At 59.0% G+C, this 21758-nt stretch carries 20 protein-coding genes; 14 read left to right on the forward strand and 6 right to left on the reverse strand.

What is annotated here, in order from left to right; all coding sequences use genetic code 11:
- Positions 1–68 precede the first annotated feature (68 nt).
- The 10 genes from AD662_RS13410 (at position 69) to AD662_RS13455 (ending at position 10673) form a co-directional block, all read left to right on the forward strand.
- Positions 69–728, forward strand: a complete 660-nt coding sequence (locus tag AD662_RS13410; RefSeq protein WP_018602152.1) for a response regulator transcription factor — start codon at positions 69–71, stop codon at positions 726–728.
- Positions 725–2083 (forward strand): sensor histidine kinase, encoded by a 1359-nt coding sequence (locus AD662_RS13415; RefSeq protein ID WP_053187900.1) that lies wholly within the window; start codon positions 725–727, stop codon positions 2081–2083. Before AD662_RS13410 ends, AD662_RS13415 begins: the two co-directional genes overlap by 4 nt.
- Before the next feature lie 89 nt (positions 2084–2172).
- Complete coding sequence (locus AD662_RS13420) at positions 2173–2904, forward strand: GntR family transcriptional regulator (protein WP_018602156.1); 732 nt, start codon at positions 2173–2175, stop codon at positions 2902–2904.
- A gap of 122 nt (positions 2905–3026) precedes the next feature.
- On the forward strand, positions 3027–4316 hold the full coding sequence (locus AD662_RS13425) for an MFS transporter (RefSeq protein WP_053187903.1): 1290 nt from the start codon (positions 3027–3029) through the stop codon (positions 4314–4316).
- A gap of 28 nt (positions 4317–4344) precedes the next feature.
- Positions 4345–5175 (forward strand): amidohydrolase family protein, encoded by an 831-nt coding sequence (locus tag AD662_RS13430; RefSeq protein WP_053187906.1) that lies wholly within the window; start codon positions 4345–4347, stop codon positions 5173–5175.
- 86 nt (positions 5176–5261) lie between these two features.
- Positions 5262–7445 carry a PAS domain-containing sensor histidine kinase gene (locus tag AD662_RS13435; protein WP_053187909.1) on the forward strand — a complete coding sequence of 728 codons (2184 nt, stop codon included), beginning with the start codon at positions 5262–5264 and terminating at the stop codon, positions 7443–7445.
- The gene (locus AD662_RS13440; RefSeq protein WP_053187913.1) at positions 7442–7843 is read left to right on the forward strand and encodes a response regulator; all 402 of its coding nucleotides are present in this window, start codon (positions 7442–7444) and stop codon (positions 7841–7843) included. The genes AD662_RS13435 and AD662_RS13440 overlap by 4 nt, the downstream gene beginning before the upstream one ends.
- A 396-nt stretch (positions 7844–8239) precedes the next feature.
- Positions 8240–8683 (forward strand): HIT family protein, encoded by a 444-nt coding sequence (locus AD662_RS13445; protein WP_018602167.1) that lies wholly within the window; start codon positions 8240–8242, stop codon positions 8681–8683.
- A gap of 180 nt (positions 8684–8863) precedes the next feature.
- Positions 8864–9382 carry a hypothetical protein gene (locus tag AD662_RS13450; protein ID WP_053187915.1) on the forward strand — a complete coding sequence of 173 codons (519 nt, stop codon included), beginning with the start codon at positions 8864–8866 and terminating at the stop codon, positions 9380–9382.
- A gap of 109 nt (positions 9383–9491) precedes the next feature.
- The gene (locus tag AD662_RS13455) at positions 9492–10673 is read left to right on the forward strand and encodes a (R)-mandelonitrile lyase (RefSeq protein ID WP_053187917.1); all 1182 of its coding nucleotides are present in this window, start codon (positions 9492–9494) and stop codon (positions 10671–10673) included.
- On the opposite strand, the gene AD662_RS13460 is transcribed toward AD662_RS13455, so the two are convergent.
- Positions 10661–11554 (reverse strand): LysR family transcriptional regulator, encoded by an 894-nt coding sequence (locus AD662_RS13460; RefSeq protein ID WP_018602173.1) that lies wholly within the window; start codon positions 11552–11554, stop codon positions 10661–10663. The two genes, AD662_RS13455 and AD662_RS13460, sit on opposite strands and share 13 nt — an antisense overlap.
- 200 nt (positions 11555–11754) lie before the next feature.
- Here AD662_RS13460 and AD662_RS13465 point away from each other — a divergent pair, with 200 nt between their 5' ends.
- Together AD662_RS13465 and AD662_RS13470 are read left to right on the forward strand one after the other, a co-directional pair.
- A complete protein-coding gene (locus AD662_RS13465; RefSeq protein WP_053187920.1) occupies positions 11755–12474 on the forward strand; it encodes a DUF1353 domain-containing protein in 720 nt (239 codons plus the stop codon).
- A 401-nt stretch (positions 12475–12875) separates the two neighbouring features.
- Complete coding sequence (locus AD662_RS13470; RefSeq protein ID WP_053187923.1) at positions 12876–13217, forward strand: DUF6124 family protein; 342 nt, start codon at positions 12876–12878, stop codon at positions 13215–13217.
- A 622-nt stretch (positions 13218–13839) separates the two neighbouring features.
- Here AD662_RS13470 and AD662_RS13475 read toward each other — a convergent pair.
- From AD662_RS13475 to AD662_RS13490, 4 genes are all read right to left on the reverse strand, one after another.
- A complete protein-coding gene (locus AD662_RS13475; protein WP_053187926.1) occupies positions 13840–14427 on the reverse strand; it encodes a DUF805 domain-containing protein in 588 nt (195 codons plus the stop codon).
- Positions 14428–14728: 301 nt separating this feature from the next.
- Positions 14729–16588, reverse strand: coding sequence for an ABC transporter ATP-binding protein (locus AD662_RS13480; RefSeq protein WP_053187929.1), 1860 nt, complete (start codon positions 16586–16588; stop codon positions 14729–14731).
- 89 nt (positions 16589–16677) lie between these two features.
- Positions 16678–17637 carry a hypothetical protein gene (locus tag AD662_RS13485; protein WP_053187933.1) on the reverse strand — a complete coding sequence of 320 codons (960 nt, stop codon included), beginning with the start codon at positions 17635–17637 and terminating at the stop codon, positions 16678–16680.
- 114 nt (positions 17638–17751) lie between these two features.
- Positions 17752–18636 carry a LysR family transcriptional regulator gene (locus AD662_RS13490; RefSeq protein WP_018602196.1) on the reverse strand — a complete coding sequence of 295 codons (885 nt, stop codon included), beginning with the start codon at positions 18634–18636 and terminating at the stop codon, positions 17752–17754.
- Positions 18637–18749: 113 nt separating this feature from the next.
- On the opposite strand from AD662_RS13490, the gene argC reads away from it, so the two are divergent.
- Positions 18750–19679, forward strand: coding sequence for an N-acetyl-gamma-glutamyl-phosphate reductase (argC, locus tag AD662_RS13495; protein WP_053187936.1), 930 nt, complete (start codon positions 18750–18752; stop codon positions 19677–19679).
- Positions 19680–19707: 28 nt separating this feature from the next.
- On the opposite strand, the gene AD662_RS13500 is transcribed toward argC, so the two are convergent.
- Complete coding sequence (locus AD662_RS13500) at positions 19708–20499, reverse strand: response regulator transcription factor (RefSeq protein WP_053179322.1); 792 nt, start codon at positions 20497–20499, stop codon at positions 19708–19710.
- 138 nt (positions 20500–20637) lie between these two features.
- Here AD662_RS13500 and AD662_RS13505 point away from each other — a divergent pair, with 138 nt between their 5' ends.
- Positions 20638–21741 carry a polyamine ABC transporter substrate-binding protein gene (locus tag AD662_RS13505; protein WP_053187939.1) on the forward strand — a complete coding sequence of 368 codons (1104 nt, stop codon included), beginning with the start codon at positions 20638–20640 and terminating at the stop codon, positions 21739–21741.
- Positions 21742–21758: the final 17 nt, after the last annotated feature.

Here is a 21758-nt window from a genome sequence, read left to right on the forward strand (position 1 = left end):
TGAATCTTCAGATTCACGTCAGGTAAGGCCGCTAAGGTGCGGCAAACCACGATGACAGGAGCTGCCCGATGCGGGTTTTATTGGTTGAGGACTCGCCAAGGTTGGGGGAGGCGGTGCGCGAGCAGATCGCCGATGACGGCCATGCCGTTGATTGGGTGCAGAACCTTGCCCATGCACGCAGCAGCGTGAGCACGACCGCTTATGACCTGATCCTGCTTGACTTGATGTTGCCGGACGGCCGAGGGCTGGACTTCCTGCGCCAGCGACGCAGCGCAGGTGAGGCGACTGCGGTGATCATCCTGACGGCCCAGGACCAGATCTCTGATCGAATCGCCGGCCTCAATGCCGGCGCCGACGATTACCTGGTCAAACCCTTCGACCTGTTTGAACTGTCGGCCCGTGTGGCTGCGGTGGCCCGTCGTTACAGCGGCAACCCCAATCCCCAGATCAGGCTCGGTGAGCTGCACGTCGACATGACGGCCCGTACGTTGCATCGGGCCGGCATGGCCGTGGACCTCACTGCCCGGGAATGGGCGCTGTTGGAGGCATTCATCCAGCGTCCCGGCGCGCTGCTGTCCAAGGGGCAACTCGAAGATCGGCTGTACGCCTTCGGCGCCGAAATTGAAAGCAACACGATCGAGGTCTATATCAGTCGATTGCGAAAGAAACTCGGGCGCGACCTGATTGAAACCGTGCGGGGCATGGGTTACCGGATGGTGTCGGCATGAAGACGACCTTCAGCCTGCAAAAACGTCTGGGCCTGGGACTGACGCTGGGCATGACGTTGCTCTGGCTGATGGCGACAATCGGCACTTGGCGCGGGGTGCAACATGAGCTGAACGAGGCCTTTGACAGCGCACTTGAGGAGACCGCCCAACGCATCCTCCCCCTGGCCGTGCTGGAAATCAGCAACCGGGAAAACCCGGAGGAGGTGCAACAGGTTGCCACCCTGAAGATGCACAAGGAGCACCTGACTTATCTGGTGCGCGATGCTGCAGGCAAGGTCCTGATGCAGTCCCACGATGCCAACCCGCAGATCTTCAGCAAACACCCGGCCGAGGGGTTCTCCACGATTGGAAAGTACCGTCTGTATGGCGCCAGTGCGCTGCGTGAGACGGTATTCATCGAAGTCGCCGAGCCGTTGCGCCATCGCCGCGAGGCCGCACGACAGGCCTTGTTTACCTTGTTGTGGCCGTTATTGGCGCTGGTCCCCATCAGCCTGTTGGGGACCTGGTTATTGGTGCGCATGAGCCTGGGCAGCGTGCTGGCCTATCGTTACGCGGTAGAGGCCCGTGGCGTGGGTGATCTGTCGCCGATCAAGGTGTCGCGCCTGCCGGCAGAAATCAACCCCTTGGCGGATGCGGTAAACCGCCTGTTGGAGCGCTTGCGCAAGGCCCTGGAGGCCGAACGCAGCTTCACTGCCAATAGCGCACATGAGCTGCGTACACCCTTGGCCGCGACACTGGCGCAAGTCCAGAGGCTGTACCAGGAGGCCCCTGAAGGCCCGTTGCGTTTGCGTGCGAAAAAGATCGAAAGCGCTTTGCGCGAATTGGCCCGGTTATCGGAAAAACTCATGCAATTGGCCAAGGCTGAAGGGGGCGGACTGCTCTCGCAAGCGCCCCAGGACCTGGTCCCATTGTTGGCTCACGTGGTGGATGAGTGGCGGCACAACAGCACCCGCCAGATCGCGCTGCAACTTCCTGCCCAGGCCCATGTGTATTCGACCGTCGACCCGGATGCCTTTGGCATTCTGTTGCGCAATCTGATCGAGAACGCATTGAAGTACGGTGCGATGGATCAACCCATCGAAGTCACCCTCACGGACCAGGCGCTGTTGCGGGTGATCAATGCCGGACCGGTGGTGCCGGTGGCCGTCCTGCAGCACCTGACCGAACGTTTCGTGCGCGGCCAGAGCGAAACCAGTGGGTCGGGATTGGGGTTGGCGATCGTCAAGACGATTGTGCAGGGGATCAATGGACGAATCGAACTGTTGTCTCCGGCAAAAGACCGAGAGGAGGGGTTCGAGGTTCGGGTCTGGCTACCACTTGCCACCGTTGCCGTCGGCCATTCGTCAGCCAGCTAACCCGGGCATTCTTGACAATCAATCGACCTTGAGCAAATACTCGCACCCATATTCATATATATGACTAGATAACAAGGTGAATAAGGTCAATGAAATCTCTCTCCAGTGATGCCCGCCTGCCGCTGTATCAACGTTTACGCGACCAATTGGCTGAACAGATCGCCAATAATCGCTGGCGTCCGGGGGAGGCGATTCCTACTGAGGCGGCACTTTCAGCCGAATACCAGTTGTCTACCGGCACGGTGCGCAAGGCCATCGATGCATTGGTCAGCGAGGGCGTCCTGGAGCGCCAGCAGGGGCGTGGCACCTTCATTCGCCGGCCGCAATTTCAATCGTCGCTGTTCCGGTTTTTCCGCTTTCAAAGCGCTTCAGGCGAACGCCGGGTTCCCGAGAGCCGGATCCTGTCCGTGGAGCCGGTGGCCGCGCCTTCGGCGGTGGCCCAGGCGCTGGGGTTGCCGGCGGATGCGCCGGTGATTCGCATCGTGCGGGTGCGTCTGCTGGATGTAGCGCCGGTGCTCGCCGAAGAAATCTGGCTGCCCCGCAACCGTTTCCAACCCTTGCTCGAGATCGACCTGAGTCAAAAGGGACCGCTGCTTTATCCCATCTATGAAGAAACCTGCGGTCAGGTGGTCGCCTATGCCGAAGAAACCCTCACCGCCGAATCGGTGAATGAGGTGTACGCGCGATTGCTGCAGGTACCGGTCAACAGCCCGGTGGTGGTGATCGAGCGTCTGGCGCGGGACTACGCCGGCAATCCCCTGGAGTGGCGACGCTCACGCGGGCACGCCGAGCATTTCCGCTACCGCGTGGAAATCCGCTGACCCCACCTGGCTAGCGGCGAGTCGGTCGCCGCAGCCCTTATCGTTTTGTTTGCCATGACTGGCCTTGCAGCGGCGCGGTTCGCTCTCGGCTGCCTTTCGTTCCAGCCATAAGGATAAAAATCATGTTCAGTTGGTATCGCCAAGTCACTGCGCGGGAGCGCAAAACGTTTTGGGCCTGTTTCGGCGGATGGTCGCTCGACGCCCTGGAAGTACAGATGTTCGGCCTGGCGATACCGGCGTTGATCGCCGCTTTCGCCCTGACCAAGGGCGATGCCGGGCTGGTCAGCGGTGTGACCCTGGTCACTTCGGCCATTGGCGGTTGGGTCGGCGGGACGCTGTCGGACCGTTACGGTCGGGTGCGCACGCTGCAGTGGATGATCTTGTGGTTTTCGTTCTTTACCTTCCTGTCGGCGTTCGTCACCGGTTTCCACCAGTTGTTGATCGTCAAGGCGTTGCAGGGCTTTGGGATCGGCGGGGAGTGGGCGGCTGGTGCGGTATTGATGGCCGAGACCATCAACCCCAAGTACCGCGGCAAGGTCATGGGCACGGTACAAAGCGCCTGGGCGGTGGGTTGGGGGCTGGCGGTCGGCGTCTTCACGCTGATCTACTCCCTTGTGCCGCAAGACATGGCCTGGCGGGTGATGTTCGTCGTGGGGCTGCTGCCGTCGTTCCTGATTATCTGGGTGCGGCGCAACGTTGAAGAGCCCGACAGTTTCCAGCGCCTGAAAAAAGAAAACGTCATCCCGCAAAGCTTCTTCAAATCCCTGGGCGGTATCTTTCGCCCCGAGCTGATCCGCGTGACCTTGTTTGGCGGGTTGCTGGGGCTGGGGGCACACGGTGGTTACCACGCGGTGATGACCTGGCTGCCGACCTTCCTCAAGACCGAGCGCAACCTGTCGGTACTCAACTCCGGCGGTTACCTGGCGGTGATCATCTTCGCTTTCTGGTGCGGCTGCGTGGTCAGTGGCTTGTTGATCGATCGTATCGGACGTCGCAAGAACATCGTGCTATTCGCGCTGTGCTGCGTGGTGACCGTGCAGTGTTATGTGTTCCTGCCGTTGAGCAACACCCAGATGCTGTTCCTGGGTTTCCCGCTCGGCTTCTTCGCGGCGGGCATTCCGGCGAGCCTCGGGGCGTTTTTCAACGAGCTGTACCCGGCGGATGTCCGCGGCGCCGGCGTGGGGTTCTGCTACAACTTTGGCCGGGTGCTCTCGGCGGTGTTCCCGTTCCTGGTCGGGCACATGAGTGACTCCATGTCCCTGGGCTCGGCCATTGGCATCGACGCCGGGATTGCCTACGGCGTGGCGGTGATCGCGGCGCTTTGCCTGCCGGAAACCCGCGGTCGCAGCCTGGAAGCCACTGCTGCATCGGCGCCTGCGGTGGAGAGTGACGGCCAGGGCGCCCGAGCCTGATTTTCCTTATTTTCGATAGATGAAACCCATGGTTGATACCCGTACTACGCCGATCACCGGCATTGACTGTCACGCCCACGTATTCAGCCGCGGGCTGGAACTGGTGGCTGTCCGGCGCTACACACCCGACTATGACGCCACGCTCGCCCAGTACCTGGGCCACCTGCACACCCACGGCTTGAGCCATGGCGTGTTGGTGCAGCCGAGTTTTCTCGGCACGGATAACCGCTACTTGCTGGCCGCGCTGCGGCAGGCGCCAGCGCAATTGCGCGGGGTCGTGGTGGTGGCGCGAGATATCAGCCGCGCCGAGCTGGATGACATGGCCCGGTTGGGCGTGGTCGGTGTTCGCTTGAACCTGATGGGCGAAGCCTTGCCTGACTTTCGCGACGTTGCCTGGAACGGTTTTTTGGGGCACCTCGCAGAACTGGGTTGGCATGTCGAGTTGCACGCCAACCTGATGGACTTACCGGGGCTGATTGATCAGCTGTTGCCATTTGGCATCCCGTTGGTGGTCGATCACTTCGGTCGCCCGGATGCGCGTTTGGGCCTCGATCAACCTGGCTTTGCCCAATTGATGGAGCTTGGGCAGGGCGGGCACCTGTGGATGAAGGTGTCCGGCATCTATCGATTGGGCGCAACGGCGCCGCAGAATCTTGAATTCGCCCGCGCCTCGTTGACGTTGCTGGAACACAGCTTTGGCCCCGAGCGCTTGGTATGGGGCAGCGACTGGCCGCACACGCAGCATGAAGAACATGTCGGTTTCGAAACGGTCATGGGGCAGTTGCGCGCATTGGAATGTTCGGCGTCGCTGATGCAGGCGTTATTGGTCCAGGCACCCCAGGCATTATTCAGGTTTTGAGGCGCGCGGCCTGTGACGTCAAGTTTTCCTGAACTCGCCCAGTGAATAGGGATCTAGACTCCATTCAGGCGGTTTGAGGATGACTGATGTCGAACATTGAAGAGCTACCCAGGGAAACGCGTGCGCCAAGCGAGTACGAAAGCTTGATCGCGATGGGGACGAGCGCACTCGATGCCATCCCCGGTGCCGTGTACCTCTGTGATCGCCAGGGGTGGCTCGTCAGGTACAACAGCGAGGCGGCCGAGCTGTGGGGAAGGGCGCCAGCACTTGGAGAGAACGCTGACCGTTTCTGCGGTGCCCATCGACTGTTCCTGACCGACGGTACGCCGCTGGCATTCGAACACTGTCCGACGGCCTCGGCACTCGATACCGGCATTGCCTCGCGCAATCAGGAAGTGCTCATCCAGCGCCCGGATGGCTCGCGGTTCGTGGCGCTGATGAATATCCGCGCCCTCAGGGATTGGCGGGGCGTCATTCAAGGGGTGATCAACTGCTTCCAGGATGTTTCGGCGCACCATGCCATGGCCGAGGAGCTTCGGCGCAAGAGTGCCGACCTGGAAGACTTTTTCGAAAACAGCGCCGTGGGCCTGCATATCGTCAGTGGCGAGGGCATCATCCTGCGCGCCAACAAGGCGGAGCTGGCGCTGCTGGGCTATTCGGCGGACGAGTACATCGGTCGCCACATCACCGAGTTTCATGTCGACGAGCCGGTCATTGGTGACATCCTCACCAAGTTGGGCAGCGGCGACTGCCTGCAAAGCTATCCGGCGCGACTGAGGGCCAAGGATGGCTCGATCAAGCATGTCACGATCACTTCGAATGGCCGGTTCGAGGACGGAAAACTCTTCAATACACGCTGCTTCACCCTCGACAGGAGCTGCGTTCACGCGGCGGAGGCGGCGCGCCAGGAGAGCGATGACCGGCTTTCGGCGACCTATGAGGCGGTGACCATCGGGATTTCCGAGGTCGATATGGATGGGCGCTTGCTCCGGGTGAACGACGCCCTGTGCAACATGCTGGGCCGTTCGCGGGAAGAGCTCCTGTCGATGACATTCCTGGACTATACCCACCCGGATTGCATCCCGCAGGACGCGGGGTTGTACGCCCGCCAGGTGGCCGGTGAGCTGGATAACTACGTGCTGCGCAAGCGCGCCCTGAAGCCCGATGGCGAGGTGGTTTACCTCGACATCCATAGCTCGTCGGTGAGGGACGCCAGCGGTACGTTTCGTTATGGCGTGCGAGTGCTGCAGGACGTCACGCTGGCGCGGCGGATGGAAAACCAGATCCGTGAAAGCGAACGGCACATGCGCAATCTGCTCGAGGCGTTGCCTGCCGCGGTGTACACCACCGACGCGGATGGCCGCATCACCTTCTACAATCGCGCCGCTGTCGAACTGTCCGGGCGCATGCCTCAGTTAGGCGACATGTGGTGCGTGACCTGGAAACTGTTCAATACGGACGGCACCGCGCTACCCCACGATCAATGCCCGATGGCGGTGGCCCTGAAGGAAAACCGGCCGATACGCGGCGTCGAGGCCGTTGCAGAACGGCCGGACGGTAGCCGCGTTCCGTTCACGCCTTATCCCACGCCTTTGCATGATGCCGATGGAAACCTGGTGGGCGCCATCAACATGCTGGTCGACATCTCCGAGCGAAAACAGGCGGAATATCGACAGAAGACGCTGATCGATGAACTCAATCACCGGGTCAAGAACACCCTGGCCACGGTGCAATCGCTGGCGGCCCAGACGGCGCGCAATGCCGAGGATGCGAAAGACGGCTACAGGCGTTTCGAGGCAAGGCTCCTGGCGTTGTCGCGGGCACACGATCTCTTGACGAAACGGCATTGGGGGCAGACGCCGCTCGACACCCTGGCCCACGAAGTGCTGATGCCGGTGTTTGGGCATGAGCCTGGCCGCATCGTGATTGAAGGTCCTTCTGCAGACGTCGGCACTCGCGTGGCGCTCAACCTTACGATGACCCTCAATGAATTGGCGATCAACGCGCTGAAATATGGGGCAATGTCGGTCGAGACCGGGACGCTTGCAGTCACTTGGCACCTGCAAGCCCAGGCGGACGGAACGTTGCTGACCCTCGACTGGCGCGAACAAGGAGGGCCACCGGTGTCACCGCCGGAACGGGAAGGGCTCGGTTCACGCTTGATGCAGCGCTGCATCGAGCGCGACTTGGCCGGCCAGTTCGACCTCACCTACGCTCCGCAAGGCGTTTGCTGCCGCTTTTCGTTCCTGATTGGGATGACAGGGGCATGACCCCCTTTGCGGGCGTCAGGGTGCTGGTCGTCGAGGACGAAGGCGCGATTGCCCTGTTGATCGAAGAGATGCTGGAGGAATTCGGATGCGAGGTGGTGGCGTCGGTTGCGCGGCTCGCTGCTGCATGTGAAGTCGCTGGCTCGGCGCAGGTTGACCTGGCGATCCTGGACGTCAACCTGGCGGGCGAGCGGGTCTTCCCGGTGGCCAACATTCTTCACGGTCGCAAGATTCCCTTCCTGTTCAGCACCGGATACGGCGCCAGCGGACTGCCAGCCGAATACGCCGGGTGCCCGGTCCTGCACAAGCCATTTTCGCAAAGTGAGTTGCAGCAGAAAATGGCCGTTACGCTGAAGGAGGACCGCGAAAGCGGCCTGGCATCCAGCACCGATGCCAACTGACCCGCCGCCATCGCGAGCAGGCTCGCTCCCACAATGGGGTAGCGGTGGACTTGTAAGTGGGTAATCACCACAAGTCCCCTGTGGGAGCGGGCTTGCTCGCGAAAGCGGTGGGTCAATCAACTACGATGCCGACAGGTCCGCCGCCTTCGCGAGCAAGCCCGCTCCCACATTGGATCGGCGGTGGAGCTTGATTGAGTGACCCCCGCAAGTCCCCCTGTGGGAGCGAGCCTGCTCGCGATGGCGGCCCGGCATTCAGCACCGATCCCCACTGATCCAACACCCTCCCCAGCAAGCCCAGTCCCGGTGTTCAAGCAGCCCTCGACAAGACGTTGCCCCTGGACTGTGCTAAATCTCTTACCGGCAACCCACCTCTCCGAACCCATTCAAGGAGTGATCATGAGTCTCCACGGTCATTACGATCCGCAGAACATCTTTGCGCTGATCCTTCGCGGCGATGCGCCGTGCTACAAGATTTACGAAGACGCCGATGTGTTGGCCTTCCTGGATCTCTTTCCTCAATCGCGCGGCCATGTCCTGGTCATCCCCAAAGCCTCCCAGGCGCGAAATATCCTTGAGGTCGAGCCCGCCGTCCTGGGCGCGATGATGTCTGCCGTGCAGCGCCTGACGCGGATCATCGTGGACGAGTTGCAGCCGGACGGGGTCCAGGTCGCGCAGTTCAATGGTGCTGTGGCCGGGCAAACGGTCTACCACATTCACATGCACATCATCCCTCGTTGGGACGGTGAGGCGCCCGGCGTGCATGGCAGGGGCAAGGCGGATCCCGAGGAGCTGGAAGCACTCCAGGCGCGTCTGGTCGAGCGCATTCGCTCAGAAGCCTGACGCTGGGCGGGACGCCGTAAGGGGCACAGGGCGTGCCCCACTCATCAAAATGTTCGGCAACCTTGCCACAACGTTCGAGGTTGTGAATCCCGCCACAGAACCCATCAACAATTCGCCACCCAATCCCTTGCCAACCGCTACCATTGCGCGCTGACCTCCTGACACCCGGACTTCACTTTCATGAAATTGCGCCTGCTGACCGCTGCCTTGTTGTTCACCTGCACCCTGACTCACGCCGCTGAATCGAAACCCGTTCCCAAAGCCTTGGAAAAACAGATCGGACACCTGGTCGCGCTCATCAAGGACAGCTACGCCACCGGCTACCCCGAAGCAACGCTGGTGCAGACGCTGGACACCGGCGAGGACAGCCAGGTCACCCTCGCGGTCTTCACCGTCGAGGGCTTCGGCATGGGCAACAACTACAGCCAATACCTGGCGGCCTTTACGCCCGAAGAGAACGAGGAGGGTGTGCCGCATTACAGCCTGTTGGACGTGATGCGCATCGGTGGAGACAGCTGGCGTGCCATCGACAAACTGGATGCCAAGCTGGTCAGCGATCCGACCGGTGAGCAGACCCTGATCGACATTCCCGTGATGGAGAATACCGACGAGGACGCACCGAATTTCCCAAGCAGGGCCACCGTGATTCACCTGTCTCTGGACGGGTCACAGGCAGTGCGGTTGGTTGAGATCAAGTAAATCGGATTTATGCGACTGCGATATGAGTGCTATGTAATTGGGATGGTTTATCGATTAATGCGGCGCGGGTAATTTGTTTCTCTACGATATCAATCGAGAGGAAAGCCAAATGACTCTGCGTTCAACCGGTAGCCTTTGTTTTGCGCTATGCGCGGCGGCGCCTTTTGCCGGCGCCGCCAGTACAGAAAGCACCAGCGAGTCGCGGACTTCGCAACAGATCAGCCGAGCCGGCAGCCAGGCTTCAGTCGCAGGCCCGGCGGACTATTTCACCGGGCGAGTGCGCGTTGATCCATTATTCCCGGCAACCCATGAAATCAATGCCTCCGGCGCCTACGTCAGCTTCGAGCCGGGCGCGCGCTCGGCTTGGCATACCCATCCGGCCGGACAACGCTTGGTGGTGATTTCCGGTGTCGGCCTGACGCAGGAATGGGGCAAACCCGTGCAGCAGATCCGCCCGGGCGATGTGATCGTCTGCCCGCCGGGCGTCAAGCATTGGCATGGCGCCGCACCGACGAGCGCCATGACCCACCTGGCTGTGACCGGCACGGTGGAGGGCAAAAACGTGGAGTGGCTGGAGAAGGTCAGCGAAGAACAATACGGCGCGGCTGGAGTGTCGACGCCATCGACCAAGCCGGAGGCCGTGGCGGTTTCGCAAACCCTGTCGGCCCAGCAGCAAGCCATCCCGTTGATTGCTGCCGCCATGGCGACGAGCAACATGCCTGGCCTCAATACCGCCTTGAATCAAGGGCTGGATGCCGGCCTCACCGTCAGCGAGGCGAAGGAAGTCCTGGTGCAGCTTTACGCCTACAGCGGCTTTCCCCGCAGCCTCAACGCCCTCGGCGAATTGATGAAAGTGGTCGAGGCGCGCAAGCAACGCGGCGTCCAGGACGACCCGGGTCGTGAGCCCGCTCGCCCGGTGCCTACCGGCGATGCGCTGCTGGCGGCGGGCAAGGCCAATCAGACGCGCATTGCCGGTGCGCCCGTCCAAGGGCCGTTGTTCGACTTCGTCCCGGTCATCAACCAGTACTTGCAGACGCACCTGTTCGGCGACATTTTCGAGCGTGACAACCTGGACTGGCAAAGCCGTGAGCTGGCGACAGTCGCCGCGTTGGCGGTCACCCCCGGCGTGGAGTCACAACTGCGCTCGCACATGGCCGCCAGCCTGCGCGTCGGCTTGAGCGCTGCCCAGTTGCGGCAGTTGATCCAGTTACTGGGCGAGCAGGGCGACGCCGCCGCGGCCAAGCGTGCCAGTGACGCGTTGGACACCGTCCAGGCCAGTCAACCTTCATAACGCAAGGCTTCGCGCAGCAACGTGAAGGCCGGTGAACTTTGGCGGCGACTGGGGTAGTAGAGGTGGTAGCCGGAGAACGGCTCGCACCAATCTTCCAGCACCCGAATCAACCGGCCTTGCGCGACGGCGTCCTGCACCAGGTCCTCCGGCATGAAGGCCAGCCCCAACCCTTGAAGCGCGGCCTCCAGGCGCATCGCAATGGTGTTGAAAACCAGTTGGCCTTCTACCCGGACTTTCAATTCCTGCCCGTTTTTCTCGAATTCCCAGACATAAAGGCCGCCATGGGTCGGCATGCGCAGGTTGATGCAATTGTGCGCCGTAAGGTCATCTGGAATGACCGGCTTGGCATGCCGGGCGAAATACGCGGGCGAGCCCACCACCGCCATGCGCATGTCGGGGCCGATGCGCAGGGCAATCATGTCCTTGGCCACCTGTGGACCCAGCCGCACACCGGCGTCGAAACCCTCCGCGACGATGTCGGTAAACCCGTAGTCGACGATGATTTCAATATTGAGATCGGGATGGTCAGGCAACAACCTGGCGAGCACGGATTGCAGGATCGTGATTGCGGAGTGCTCACCCGCGGTGATGCGCAATTTACCCGCCGGTTTATCGCGAAACGCACTGAGCATCGCCATCTCGTTATCGATCTCTTCGAACCGCGGCGCGACCACCCGCAGCAGGTGTTCACCTGCTTCGGTCGGGGCAACACTTCGAGTGGTTCGCGAGAGCAGCCTGACCCCCAGCCGCTCCTCCAACTGACGCATCGCCCGGCTCAGCGCCGGTTGCGACATGCCGAGTTTGGCCGCTGCGCGGGTGAAGCTGCGCTCCTGGGCTACGGCGGCGAAGATGGCGAGTTGGTCGTAGCGTTCGGTGGTCATTGATCCGTCTCTGGTATGAGCAGGGAGGGATTATGGCATCTGCCGGATTAATTGGCTGAGCCATTTGGCGTGAGGATCTGCCTGGAAAATTGACTGCTATAGTCAACCGGCAGCCCCTGATGTAAGTGAAGTTCGTAGCGCCAAGCGCCATAAAAATGATTTGAGTTGGCTGATTGTTATATCGACAAGGAGAGGGCGATATGCGTAAGGCTATAGCGCTTATGGTGCTGTTAATGGGTGTCGCAAATACACTGTTTGCGAGTCAGTTTACAGGGGAACTGACATTGCTCCCTGAAGGTTGCCAATTGACCAAGGAGCGAAAGTGTCAGTTAGGCTCCATGCTTACGTTCAAGGCGCCAAATGGCTTGGTTTGGCAAACCGATATTTGGAAAGCAGGCAATCATGAGTCAGGCACCACGGATGGCGCTTCGATCCCGAAATGGGCGCAACCTATAATCGGCGATGCTTACGACGAGTCTTTCTTGAAGGCGGCAATTGTTCACGATCACTATTGCTATAAAGAGAATCGGGTTCGGTCGTGGGTTGAAACGCATCGGATGTTCTATTACGCGCTCATCGATCTTGGTATTGATAAAGCCAAGGCGAAGACCATGTACTTTGCTGTCTTTACTTTTGGACCTCACTGGAAGGATGTTGTCGCTGGAGAGGTGTGTGGGGAAAATTGCATCAAGACGTTAGCGCCTTCTGGGCTGGTTTCAGAAGAAAGTCAGCTCAATTGGGAGCGCTCAATAACGACGACACAAAACTTCAAGGCGGCTGTTGAGGCGGATCCGAACATGAGTCTCGATGAAATCGAAGCGTATGCCGAGGCGGCCAAGCCAAATGATTTTTACGTGGGTCAGGGGAGTACGTATGTCGCCGAGGGCGTGAATGATCCCAATTTGTTACAGAAGTACTAGCTTGGTCAGGATACACGTCACATCGCACCCGTCGCGCAGCGCTTCGGTGGTGGAAGGGTTAAACGAGCTTGTCGTAGGAAGCGACGGAGCGAATATTCCCCATTGACTTGCAGGACATTTCCTAGAAAATTCCAGTCCCTTGCGCCTGCTGATTTCGGTGCCTAGTCTTTGTCCACCGCTGCCATTCAGCGGTCGGGTTTAGCAGCTCGGAATCACGTTAGGCGCACGGCAACTGCCTTCAGTGCGGGCATTTTCATTGCTCGAATTCTTATGGCGGCTGTGCGCAGGGCATCCTCGGGTGCGCCGGTTTCCTAACGTACCGGTCTGCTAACCTGCGCGCGGCTGCCACCCACTCGTTTAGCAGCGAACGTGGCAGCTCTCACTTACGTTAGGAGCATTCCATGGACAAACTCATCCCCGACCCACCCGTTCCACCGCTGCACCTGGACATCGCGGCCGACGCCAACGCCGAACGTGTCATCGATTCCTATCTGAACCCTAAACCCGCCCAGCCTGACAAGAAGCCACCTCCAGAGCAGCTATTCGCCGTCGTGGAGGGTGTCGATGCTGAAAGCCTGTTGGCCAACCTCAGCGAAACCTTGGCCTCTGCCAATGCCATGGCCGGCGATTTGGCGTTCGACCTGGAGGATTCTCGACGGCATGTTGCACTAGGGCTGCAACAATTGATTGAACTAGGTCTGCTATTGGCAAACCGGGCGCTGGATGTCATCGACCCTAGATAAGCGTTTGGTGGAATAGATTCCATTTTCCCAAGATGGATCGGGTCGGAAGCGAAGGGCTGCTTCCGACCCAAAGCGGACATTGCCAAGGGACGATTAGCAGATAGTGGTCGGAAACGTCACTGAAAGATTTTGAGGCGCAGAGGTTTAAATATAGAGTAATGACAGCTCTGGTTCGCTTGGTATTTGAATGAACGATTCTTCCGATATTGACTGTGTAACCCTGAAGGTGACGAAGCGAGAGCTTAGGTATCTCATTGCATGTGGGCCAGCTCTCGCGCAGAACATTCCGTCCGAATCACTTCCTACATATTGTGGAATGACGAAAGACGAGATCATCGCCGTAACACTGAAGCTGAGGGCGTTAGCGAATAGCCTGGGCGTAGACGTGTGATCAGCATGCTGTCCAGCGTCCGCTTCTGGCCGATAGCTGCCTGTCGTGAGGGCTGCAATCGGCCAAGAACGGACGTTTAGAGCAGAAAAATAAATCTGTTCTCTTTTCCCAATGGACATCACCGCGGCGTACGCAGGGCTATCGCGTGGTGCGCGCAGCGCTCTCTACAAAGGCACCTGAGCACTTGGGGCCGCGCAATGAGGCGAAGCATGGACTTCGCGTACGCTAACGTTATGCCTGAACCAATGCATTAAAGAACCACTCGTAGGGTGCCCGTGGGTTGTATTGGGGAAAATACACAACTAGCACGGTTGAAGTTACAAGCACCAGCACCACCAACAGCGCGGTAAGCAGCTTTACCGACGTCGAAAGAGGTGGATTGGGCGGGCCGTATTTATTAATCGCTTTACGCCCCGGAAGCATGAAGAGCGGAAGCGTTATCACAAAGCCGATAACAGGGACTACGCTGAGAATTCCCCATATCATCGGACTCCAGCCTAGATCACGTGCCCTGCGTACCAGTAGAGACACGTTGAGCAGGATGGCAGGAACGACAACGGTGACACCGACTATCAGCAAAACCACCAGTTGATGGCGCAACCCCACCATAAAGAACGTCAGCAAAATGCACGGAAGAACCAGCACCAAGGGCACATGAATCAGCCAGAAGCGCGCCAGAGAAATACGCCCGGAAAAACCCAAAATCTTGGGGTTTGAAAACGTGACAACCTCGTCGTCAATCAGTTGGGCGTCGCCCGGTTGGTATGGGTTTTCGATTTCGCTGCTGATGCTGCCGAAAACGGGTTCTATCCGGGCCATTTAGTGCTATTCCCTTATGTTTGATGGTGCTATTCACTTCACAACGTTTACGCCTCATATCTAATCGAAGGCCGGCATCAAACTCAAGAGAAAAGACGCTATCGTGTAAGGGGGGCTGTGTGCACCACAGCATGTGTGGGGCTGTCGCAAGGTGCGCGCCGTGCACCTTATGAAGCCGCTAGTAAAAAGGCGGGTCATGTCCCTACTCTGAACGACGGCTTCTGGGCCGAAAGCTGCCCGTTGTGAAGGACAGCTGACGACCCAAAACACCCACTTGCAGTTCACCCCAGGCCCTTCACGCTTAGACCTGATCCATCGCCTCCGTCACCCCCCGATCCTCACCCAGGAACCCACCACTCTGATGGTGCCACAGCCGCGCATAAATACCGTTCTTGGCGAGCAATTCAGCGTGGGTACCCTGTTCAATAATGCGCCCATCATCCATGACAATCAGCCGATCCATCGCCGCAATCGTCGACAGTCGATGAGCAATGGCGATGACAGTTTTACCCTGCATCATTTCATCGAGGCTTTCCTGGATGGCCACTTCGACTTCCGAATCCAGCGCGCTGGTCGCCTCGTCGAGGAGCAGGATCGGGGCGTTCTTGAGCATCACCCGGGCAATCGCGACGCGCTGGCGCTGGCCGCCCGACAGCTTGATGCCGCGCTCGCCCACCAGGGTGTCGTAGCCGGAGTGACCTTGGCGGTCGCTCAGTTGGCTGATGAACTCATCGGCCTGGGCATTGGCCGCGGCACGGCGGATTTGCGCGTCGCTTGCATCGGGGCGGCCGTAGGCGATGTTGTCGCGAATGGAGCGGTGCAGCAGGGACGTATCCTGGGTGACCATGCCGATGGCGCTGCGCAGGCTGTCTTGCGTCACGTGCGCAATGTCTTGCCCGTCAATGCGAATCTGCCCGCTGTCGACGTCATAGAAGCGCAGCAGCAAGTTGATGAGCGTGGATTTGCCCGCGCCGGAACGGCCTACCAGGCCGATTTTCTCGCCCGGGCGAATGTTCAGGCTCAAGCCATCGAGCACCTGGCGTTCACCGTTGTAGTTGAAACTCACATTGTCGAAGGTGACCGCGCCGCCAGAGGTCTCCAGCCCCCCGGCGTCCGGCGCATCCTGCACCTTGGGGCCGCGGGTCAGGGTGGTCATGCCGTCCTGCACGGTGCCGATGCTCTCGAACAGCGAGGTCATTTGCCACATGATCCAGTGCGACATGCCATTGATACGCAACGCCATGGCGGTGATTGCCGCCACGGCACCGGCGCCGACTTCACCCTGGTGCCACAGCCAAAGCGCATAACCGCCTGCGGCCATGATCAAGCCCACCACCAACGCCTGGTTGACGATCTCGAACTGGCTGACCAGGCGCATCTGGCGAAAGCCGGTCTGCTTGAAATCCTCCATGGCCGCGCGCGCGAAGTGCGCTTCACGATTGGAATGGGAGAACAGCTTCACGGTGGTGATGTTGGTGTAGGCGTCCGAGATCCGTCCGGTCATCGAGGAGCGCGCATGGGCCTGTTCCTGTCCGACTTTCCCCAGGCGGGGCACGAAGTAGAGCATGGCCAGCCCGAACAGCACGATCCAGGCAAGGAAAGGCAGCATCAGTTTCAGGGCGAAGCCGCCGGCCAATGCGATGATCGCGATGAAATACACGCCGATCCCGGGTGCGATCTCGATCAGGGTGAACAGCACGTCGCGCACGGCCAGCGCCGTCTGCATCACCTTGGTGGTGACCCGGCCGGAGAACTCATCGGAAAAAAACGACAGGCTTTGCCGCAGCATCAGGCGGTGAAAGTCCCAACGCAGCCGCAGCGGCAGATTGATCGCCAATACCTGGTGCTGCACCATCGTACGCAGCGCCACCAGCCCGATGCTGGCCACCATGACGATGCCCATACCCCACAGCACGCGACTTTCCTGCGCCGCCGCCTCACCACCGGCTTGCCAGGTCGAGAGCAGGTCCACGACCTGACCGAGGAAAGAAAACAGCCAGGCTTCGTAGATCGACACACCGGCGCTGAGCAGCGCAAACGCAAGGATGTAACCGCGGGCGCCCCGTGTGCACGCCCACAGAAACCGAGCCAGGCCTGCGGGTGGCGGCGGTACCTCGTCGGGCGGGAAGGGGTCGAGTCTTTGTTCAAACACGCGAAGCATGGGGGTCTCCAAAACGATCAATTAAGGAGATTCTGCCATTTAAAGGTGGCTTTGAGGGTTCTGTGGCGCCGCTGTCGAATTGACTGCTCTCAGGGATTGGAGCTCATCCGGCCCCGGATCGCCATGCGCAGACAACCCCAGGCGATGAATCCGATGATCAACACCTCGGCCATGCCCACCAGCATGTTGAATGAGAAGGTGAGCGGTTGCTCGGCCCAGTAGAAGGTGGTCGTGCCCGTTCGACCGCCGACCCGCAGCCGCCCGGCAAACAGAGCGGGCACCAATGCGATGACGCGACTCAGCTCCAATAGTGCCAGGAAAACACCCATTAGAAGGAGCAGGGCGCGTGCGGGCGTGCCGAGTTTTTCGGTGGCTTCATGGGCAGGCGTGAGCCCCTTGGCTTTGCGCTGCCTGGCTTCCCTCACCGCTTTACCGCTGGTTGGGGCTGGAGCAGGCCTGTAGGTTGCCTTCTTCACACCCGCCGTCGAGCCCACCACGACTTCGGTGGGCACTGCCACGTTCAGGTAGTCGGCCAGCTCACGCAACCACAAGTCGGTGCGTTGACTTCCTGGCACCACCGGAACGTTGTCGGTCGTCAGGCGGTGTTCGCTGCCATCGCGCATCACCAGCCACAGTTGGGTGTAGGCGGGCTCGGCATCTTGGCGGCGGCGAAGTTCGAGGCATTTGGGGGTATCGATTCTAAACACCGAATGCACACGCTCGCGGCGCCCAAAAAAGTTTCGGGTGCGGCGCTTGCCTTCACCGTCGCGTCGCGATAACAGCAAGGTCTCGCGGATGCCGGTGTACACCATCAGGAGGAGGCCGAGTGCAGGAATCAGCAGCAGCCCGAGCACGATCAGCAGTGAAGTCAGCGGATCCAGGTCAGTCAGGGGCGAGCCTTCATCAGCGATCACAAACACGGCTAACGCCATCGGCATGATGAAGGCTAGCGCGCCGGTCAGCAGTACGAAGGCGCTCTGCACCAGATTGCGCGAGTGGATGTACAGGTCATCCTGGGCGGTGCGCTCGAACCGATGTCCAAACAACATGCAGACCTCCTGGTGCGCCGCTTTTAGATCGATCAATGGGGCGTACAAGCAGTGGCACGCCGCAGGCCTGGATCGTGTTTTACGCCGCGCAGAATACCTCATGCCCAGACAAAATCACTCCGCGCTCAACTCCCACAACACATCCAGCACATGTTGCGTAGGCCGTTCGATGTCCCGACTGCGGTGGGCAATACCCAGTTGACGCCACAATAAGGGCTTTAATGGCCGCATGACGATCCTGTTATCGAGCAATGGCGTGGCCGCCTCATGGGGCAACAACGTCGCACCATATCCCGCCGCCACCAGGCTTTTGATCGCGTCGTTGTAGTTCAGTTGAATGCGCGGCGCAGGCTGCTGCCCATCGCTGGCGAACCACTCCGCCGTCAAGCGCGAAAGGCGTGTGGTGGCGTCATTCAAAATCAATGGTTGAGCGGACAGCCAGTCGGGGGTCACAACCTCCGGGGACTCCCAGCGAGCCGGCAAGAAGGCCATGACCGGGTCCCGTCGCCACGGCTCGATCCGCAAACCCTTCACCGGGGACTGCGGCAGCGCGACCAAACCAACCTCCAAAGCGCCCTCGGCAAGTTTCTTCAAGGTTTCCTGGGAGGTGAGCACTGCGACTTGTACATCGATCGCGGGGTGGCGTTGGCTCAATGTCTCCAACGCATGCGGCAGCAACTGTGCGATGGCCCCTGTGGAGGCGCCTAGCCGCACACGCCCGGCCAATCCTTGAACCTGACGTTCGACGTCCTCAAGCGCCTGCTCTGCATCTGCCAATAGGCGCCGCGCGCGTTCTACCAGCGTGTTCCCTATCGCTGAAGGCTGAACGCGGCCACGCGTGCGTGACAACAGCTTGCCGCCCACGCGCGCCTCCAGGTCGGCGATATGCAGACTGACGGTGGGCGGCGCAAGGTGCAGCGCACGAGCGGCCTCGGCAAACGATCCCAGGTCGGCAATCGCCACCAGCGTGCGCAGACGGTCCAGGCTGATTTCGCGCATGAGGATTTCCTTGTTCAGAAAAACTGAATTTCATCGTTTATAAATTCAACTTTTCCTATCTTAGAGCGTCGCTGAAGATTGGGCTCCTGATTTCCAATGTCCGAGAGCATTCCATGGCAAGTCCCCTTGTATTCATCGATGGCGACCAAGGCACCACCGGGTTGCAAATCCACCAACGTCTGCGCGAGCGCAGCGATCTGCGGCTTTTCACACTCAGCCCTGAACATCGCAAGGATCCGCAACGTCGCGCCGAAGCCATCAACCACTGCGACATCGCGATTCTCTGCTTGCCCGACCAAGCCGCCCGCGACGCTGTAGCGACCCTCGAAAATTCCGCCGTTCGGGTGATCGATGCGAGTTCGGCGCACCGCACCCATGCAGACTGGACCTATGGATTCGCAGAGATGAATCCGCAACAGGCCCAGCGCATCGCCGCTGCGCGGCGGGTCAGCAATCCCGGTTGCTATCCAACGGGGGCGATTGGGTTGCTGCGGCCATTGCTGGAGGCCGGATTAGTGCCCAGCGATTACCCGCTGAACATTCATGCCGTGTCGGGTTATTCCGGAAAAGGACGCGTCGGCGTGCAAGAGCATGAGGGAGCAGGCGCAGCTCAAGCGTCAGCGTTTCAGGTCTATGGGCTGGGGCTGGCACACAAACATATTCCGGAGATTCAGCAGCAAAGCGGGCTGACGGAGCGGCCGATGTTTGTGCCGGCCTATGGCGCTTTTCGGCAGGGGATCGTGCTGACCATACCCTTGCAAACCCGGTTGTTGGCGCCAGGCGTGAGCGCGGTGCAGTTGCATGCCTGTCTGATGCAGCACTACGCCGATACGCGCCATGTACAGGTGATGTCGATGCAAGAAGCTAAAGCGTTGACGTCCCTTGATCCTCAAGCGCTTAACGGAACCGATGATTTGCGCTTGTCGGTGTTCGAGAATGATGAGACCGGGCAAGTTTTGCTGGCCGCGGTGTTTGACAATCTTGGGAAGGGCGCCGCTGGCGCGGCGGTGCAGAATCTGAACTTGATGCTTGCAGGCGCATGACCGAGCAAATCAGCCCGAAGCCCTGACTTCAATGGGTAGCGGGAATATTCTGTTTGGGCATGAAGAATCGAGCAAATAGCTCAGATTGTGACTTGATATTTAATTTAGCGTAAATGTTGCGGCGGTGAACCTTTATGGTCTCCGCCGAGAGGGACAGCTTTCCGGCTATTTCCTTATTGGAGAAGCCGCTGAGTAACAAACGGAGTACGTCACTCTCGCGTGCTGTTATTTGGGTGCCAAGCTGATTGACCGTTTCCGGCCACAGAGGCGGCTCAGTCAGGGTTTTCTCTACGTCAGTTTCAAAACCCATGCGCTGATGCATCAATGCAGTGACCCACGGTTTGATGATGTCAAGCATGGTTATCTGTTCTTGGCTAAAGCGGACTTTGCTGCCAATGGAAATGCACAATGTTCTATTGGTGTCGAGCTGGACATTGTACTGTGCTTCATCCATGGAAATGTATTGTGCAAAATATTTGTGGTAGTACTCGGTTTCAAGAAAGTACTCGGGTGCAATATCCAATAGATGAAAGAAGCCGCTCTGTGGGTTTTCTCGATTAGCTATATAAAATGGATCAAGTAGATAAAGCCCCTTTACGTAACGATGAGTGAACGCGTCAATCTCTTCCGCATCTGCTACCTCAGGAAGACTAACGACCTGTACGTGTTGATTGCTGAAAATCAATACAACCCAATTATCGATTTGCACGTACTCATTTAACGTGCGAACAAGTGAACTCCAGAAGTCTGGACGGTTCAACTGCATGATCAGCTTTCCAATCGATCGATGCCAAGCCAGGCTGTGAAGGTCAAACGGCATTTTCTACCCCTTTAGGGTTAGGGATTGGCAGGTCAAGGGTAAGTATTCGTAGGTATTTACTATTCGGTAACACCCGGTATATTCGCTGCCAGGGTTAACGATGGCCATGAGGGCATATCGTCTTGACAAGGATGTTGCATGAGAAAGTCACATTTGCGAACCATTTTTTCCGCCTCGCTTCTCTGTGCCGGGATAAGTACATCAGCAGCGGCTGTAGAGCCCGGGATGTATCTGTATAACTGGTTCGGGTTGCTTGCGCCGGAGACGCCAAAGGAATTTGAACAGGAAACTGGCACGAGCGTGCATATGGATGCGTTCGACAGCGCTGAAATCATGCAGAGCAAGGTCATGGCTGGGCGCACCGGGTATGACGTGGTTGTGGCTACCTCCAATGTGTTGCCAAGCCTGATCCAGGCGGGAGTCCTTCAGCCGTTGGATCGTAGCCAGCTGAGTAACTTTTCACACATCGATCCTGAGCTCTTGGCCCAGCTCGCGGTCAATGACCCTGGTAACCGCTACGCCGTACCTTATCTATGGGGCACTACCGGCATTGGTTATGACGTTGACAAAGTCAGGGGCGCGTTGGGTGATAATGCGCCGGTCAATAGCTGGGATCTGATCTTCAAAGAAGAAAACATTAGTAAGCTCCAGTCGTGTGGGGTGGCAATGCTTGACTCTCCAAGTGAGATCATTTCCATTGCTTTGAATTACCTGGGGCTCCCTAGCAACAGCAAGAACCCGGATGATTACCAGAAAGCCCAAGCCTTGCTGTTGAAAATTCGCCCTTATGTCCTCTATTTCGACTCCTCCAGAATCGACGCCGACCTGGCTGACGGCAATATCTGTGCAGTTGTGGGATGGGCTAATGGTGCCCTTGCTGCACAGGCCAGCAACGAGAAGACCAACACCGGGCGCAAGATCGCCTACAGCCTTCCTCGCGAAGGCGCGCTGTCTTGGTCGGAGAATCTGGTTTTGCTGAAAGATGCTCCCCATCCAAAAGAAGGTATGGCGTTCATTAATTACATGATGCGACCAGAAGTTATCGCCAAGACCTCAAACCACACGCTATACCCTAACGCCAATAAAGATGCCGCTGAGTTTGTCGAGCAGAAGCTGCGAGACAACCCTTGGATTTATCCAGACAAAAAGACGATCGCTACACTTATTCCACTTGAGCCACTGCCATTGAAACTGGAGCGGATCCGCACGCGGATCTGGACCAAAGTGAAGAGTGGTGTCTGATCTGACTTGATTTGTCG

The organism is Pseudomonas kilonensis, from assembly GCF_001269885.1.
GTDB classification, from domain to species: domain Bacteria; phylum Pseudomonadota; class Gammaproteobacteria; order Pseudomonadales; family Pseudomonadaceae; genus Aquipseudomonas; species Aquipseudomonas kilonensis.

Coding starts and splice junctions, on each gene's coding strand:
- AD662_RS13445 (WP_018602167.1), top strand. CDS start 8,240: ATGAGTCTCCACGGTCATTACGATCCGCAGAACATCTTTGCGCTGATC.
- AD662_RS13490 (WP_018602196.1), bottom strand. CDS start 18,636: ATGCGCGAAATCAGCCTGGACCGTCTGCGCACGCTGGTGGCGATTGCC.
- AD662_RS13435 (WP_053187909.1), top strand. CDS start 5,262: ATGTCGAACATTGAAGAGCTACCCAGGGAAACGCGTGCGCCAAGCGAG.
- AD662_RS13415 (WP_053187900.1), top strand. CDS start 725: ATGAAGACGACCTTCAGCCTGCAAAAACGTCTGGGCCTGGGACTGACG.
- AD662_RS13455 (WP_053187917.1), top strand. CDS start 9,492: ATGACTCTGCGTTCAACCGGTAGCCTTTGTTTTGCGCTATGCGCGGCG.
- AD662_RS13500 (WP_053179322.1), bottom strand. CDS start 20,499: ATGCCGTTTGACCTTCACAGCCTGGCTTGGCATCGATCGATTGGAAAG.
- AD662_RS13430 (WP_053187906.1), top strand. CDS start 4,345: ATGGTTGATACCCGTACTACGCCGATCACCGGCATTGACTGTCACGCC.
- AD662_RS13475 (WP_053187926.1), bottom strand. CDS start 14,427: ATGGCCCGGATAGAACCCGTTTTCGGCAGCATCAGCAGCGAAATCGAA.
- AD662_RS13450 (WP_053187915.1), top strand. CDS start 8,864: ATGAAATTGCGCCTGCTGACCGCTGCCTTGTTGTTCACCTGCACCCTG.
- AD662_RS13420 (WP_018602156.1), top strand. CDS start 2,173: ATGAAATCTCTCTCCAGTGATGCCCGCCTGCCGCTGTATCAACGTTTA.
- AD662_RS13505 (WP_053187939.1), top strand. CDS start 20,638: ATGAGAAAGTCACATTTGCGAACCATTTTTTCCGCCTCGCTTCTCTGT.
- AD662_RS13440 (WP_053187913.1), top strand. CDS start 7,442: ATGACCCCCTTTGCGGGCGTCAGGGTGCTGGTCGTCGAGGACGAAGGC.
- AD662_RS13425 (WP_053187903.1), top strand. CDS start 3,027: ATGTTCAGTTGGTATCGCCAAGTCACTGCGCGGGAGCGCAAAACGTTT.
- AD662_RS13460 (WP_018602173.1), bottom strand. CDS start 11,554: ATGACCACCGAACGCTACGACCAACTCGCCATCTTCGCCGCCGTAGCC.
- argC (WP_053187936.1), top strand. CDS start 18,750: ATGGCAAGTCCCCTTGTATTCATCGATGGCGACCAAGGCACCACCGGG.
- AD662_RS13480 (WP_053187929.1), bottom strand. CDS start 16,588: ATGCTTCGCGTGTTTGAACAAAGACTCGACCCCTTCCCGCCCGACGAG.
- AD662_RS13470 (WP_053187923.1), top strand. CDS start 12,876: ATGGACAAACTCATCCCCGACCCACCCGTTCCACCGCTGCACCTGGAC.
- AD662_RS13410 (WP_018602152.1), top strand. CDS start 69: ATGCGGGTTTTATTGGTTGAGGACTCGCCAAGGTTGGGGGAGGCGGTG.
- AD662_RS13465 (WP_053187920.1), top strand. CDS start 11,755: ATGCGTAAGGCTATAGCGCTTATGGTGCTGTTAATGGGTGTCGCAAAT.
- AD662_RS13485 (WP_053187933.1), bottom strand. CDS start 17,637: ATGTTGTTTGGACATCGGTTCGAGCGCACCGCCCAGGATGACCTGTAC.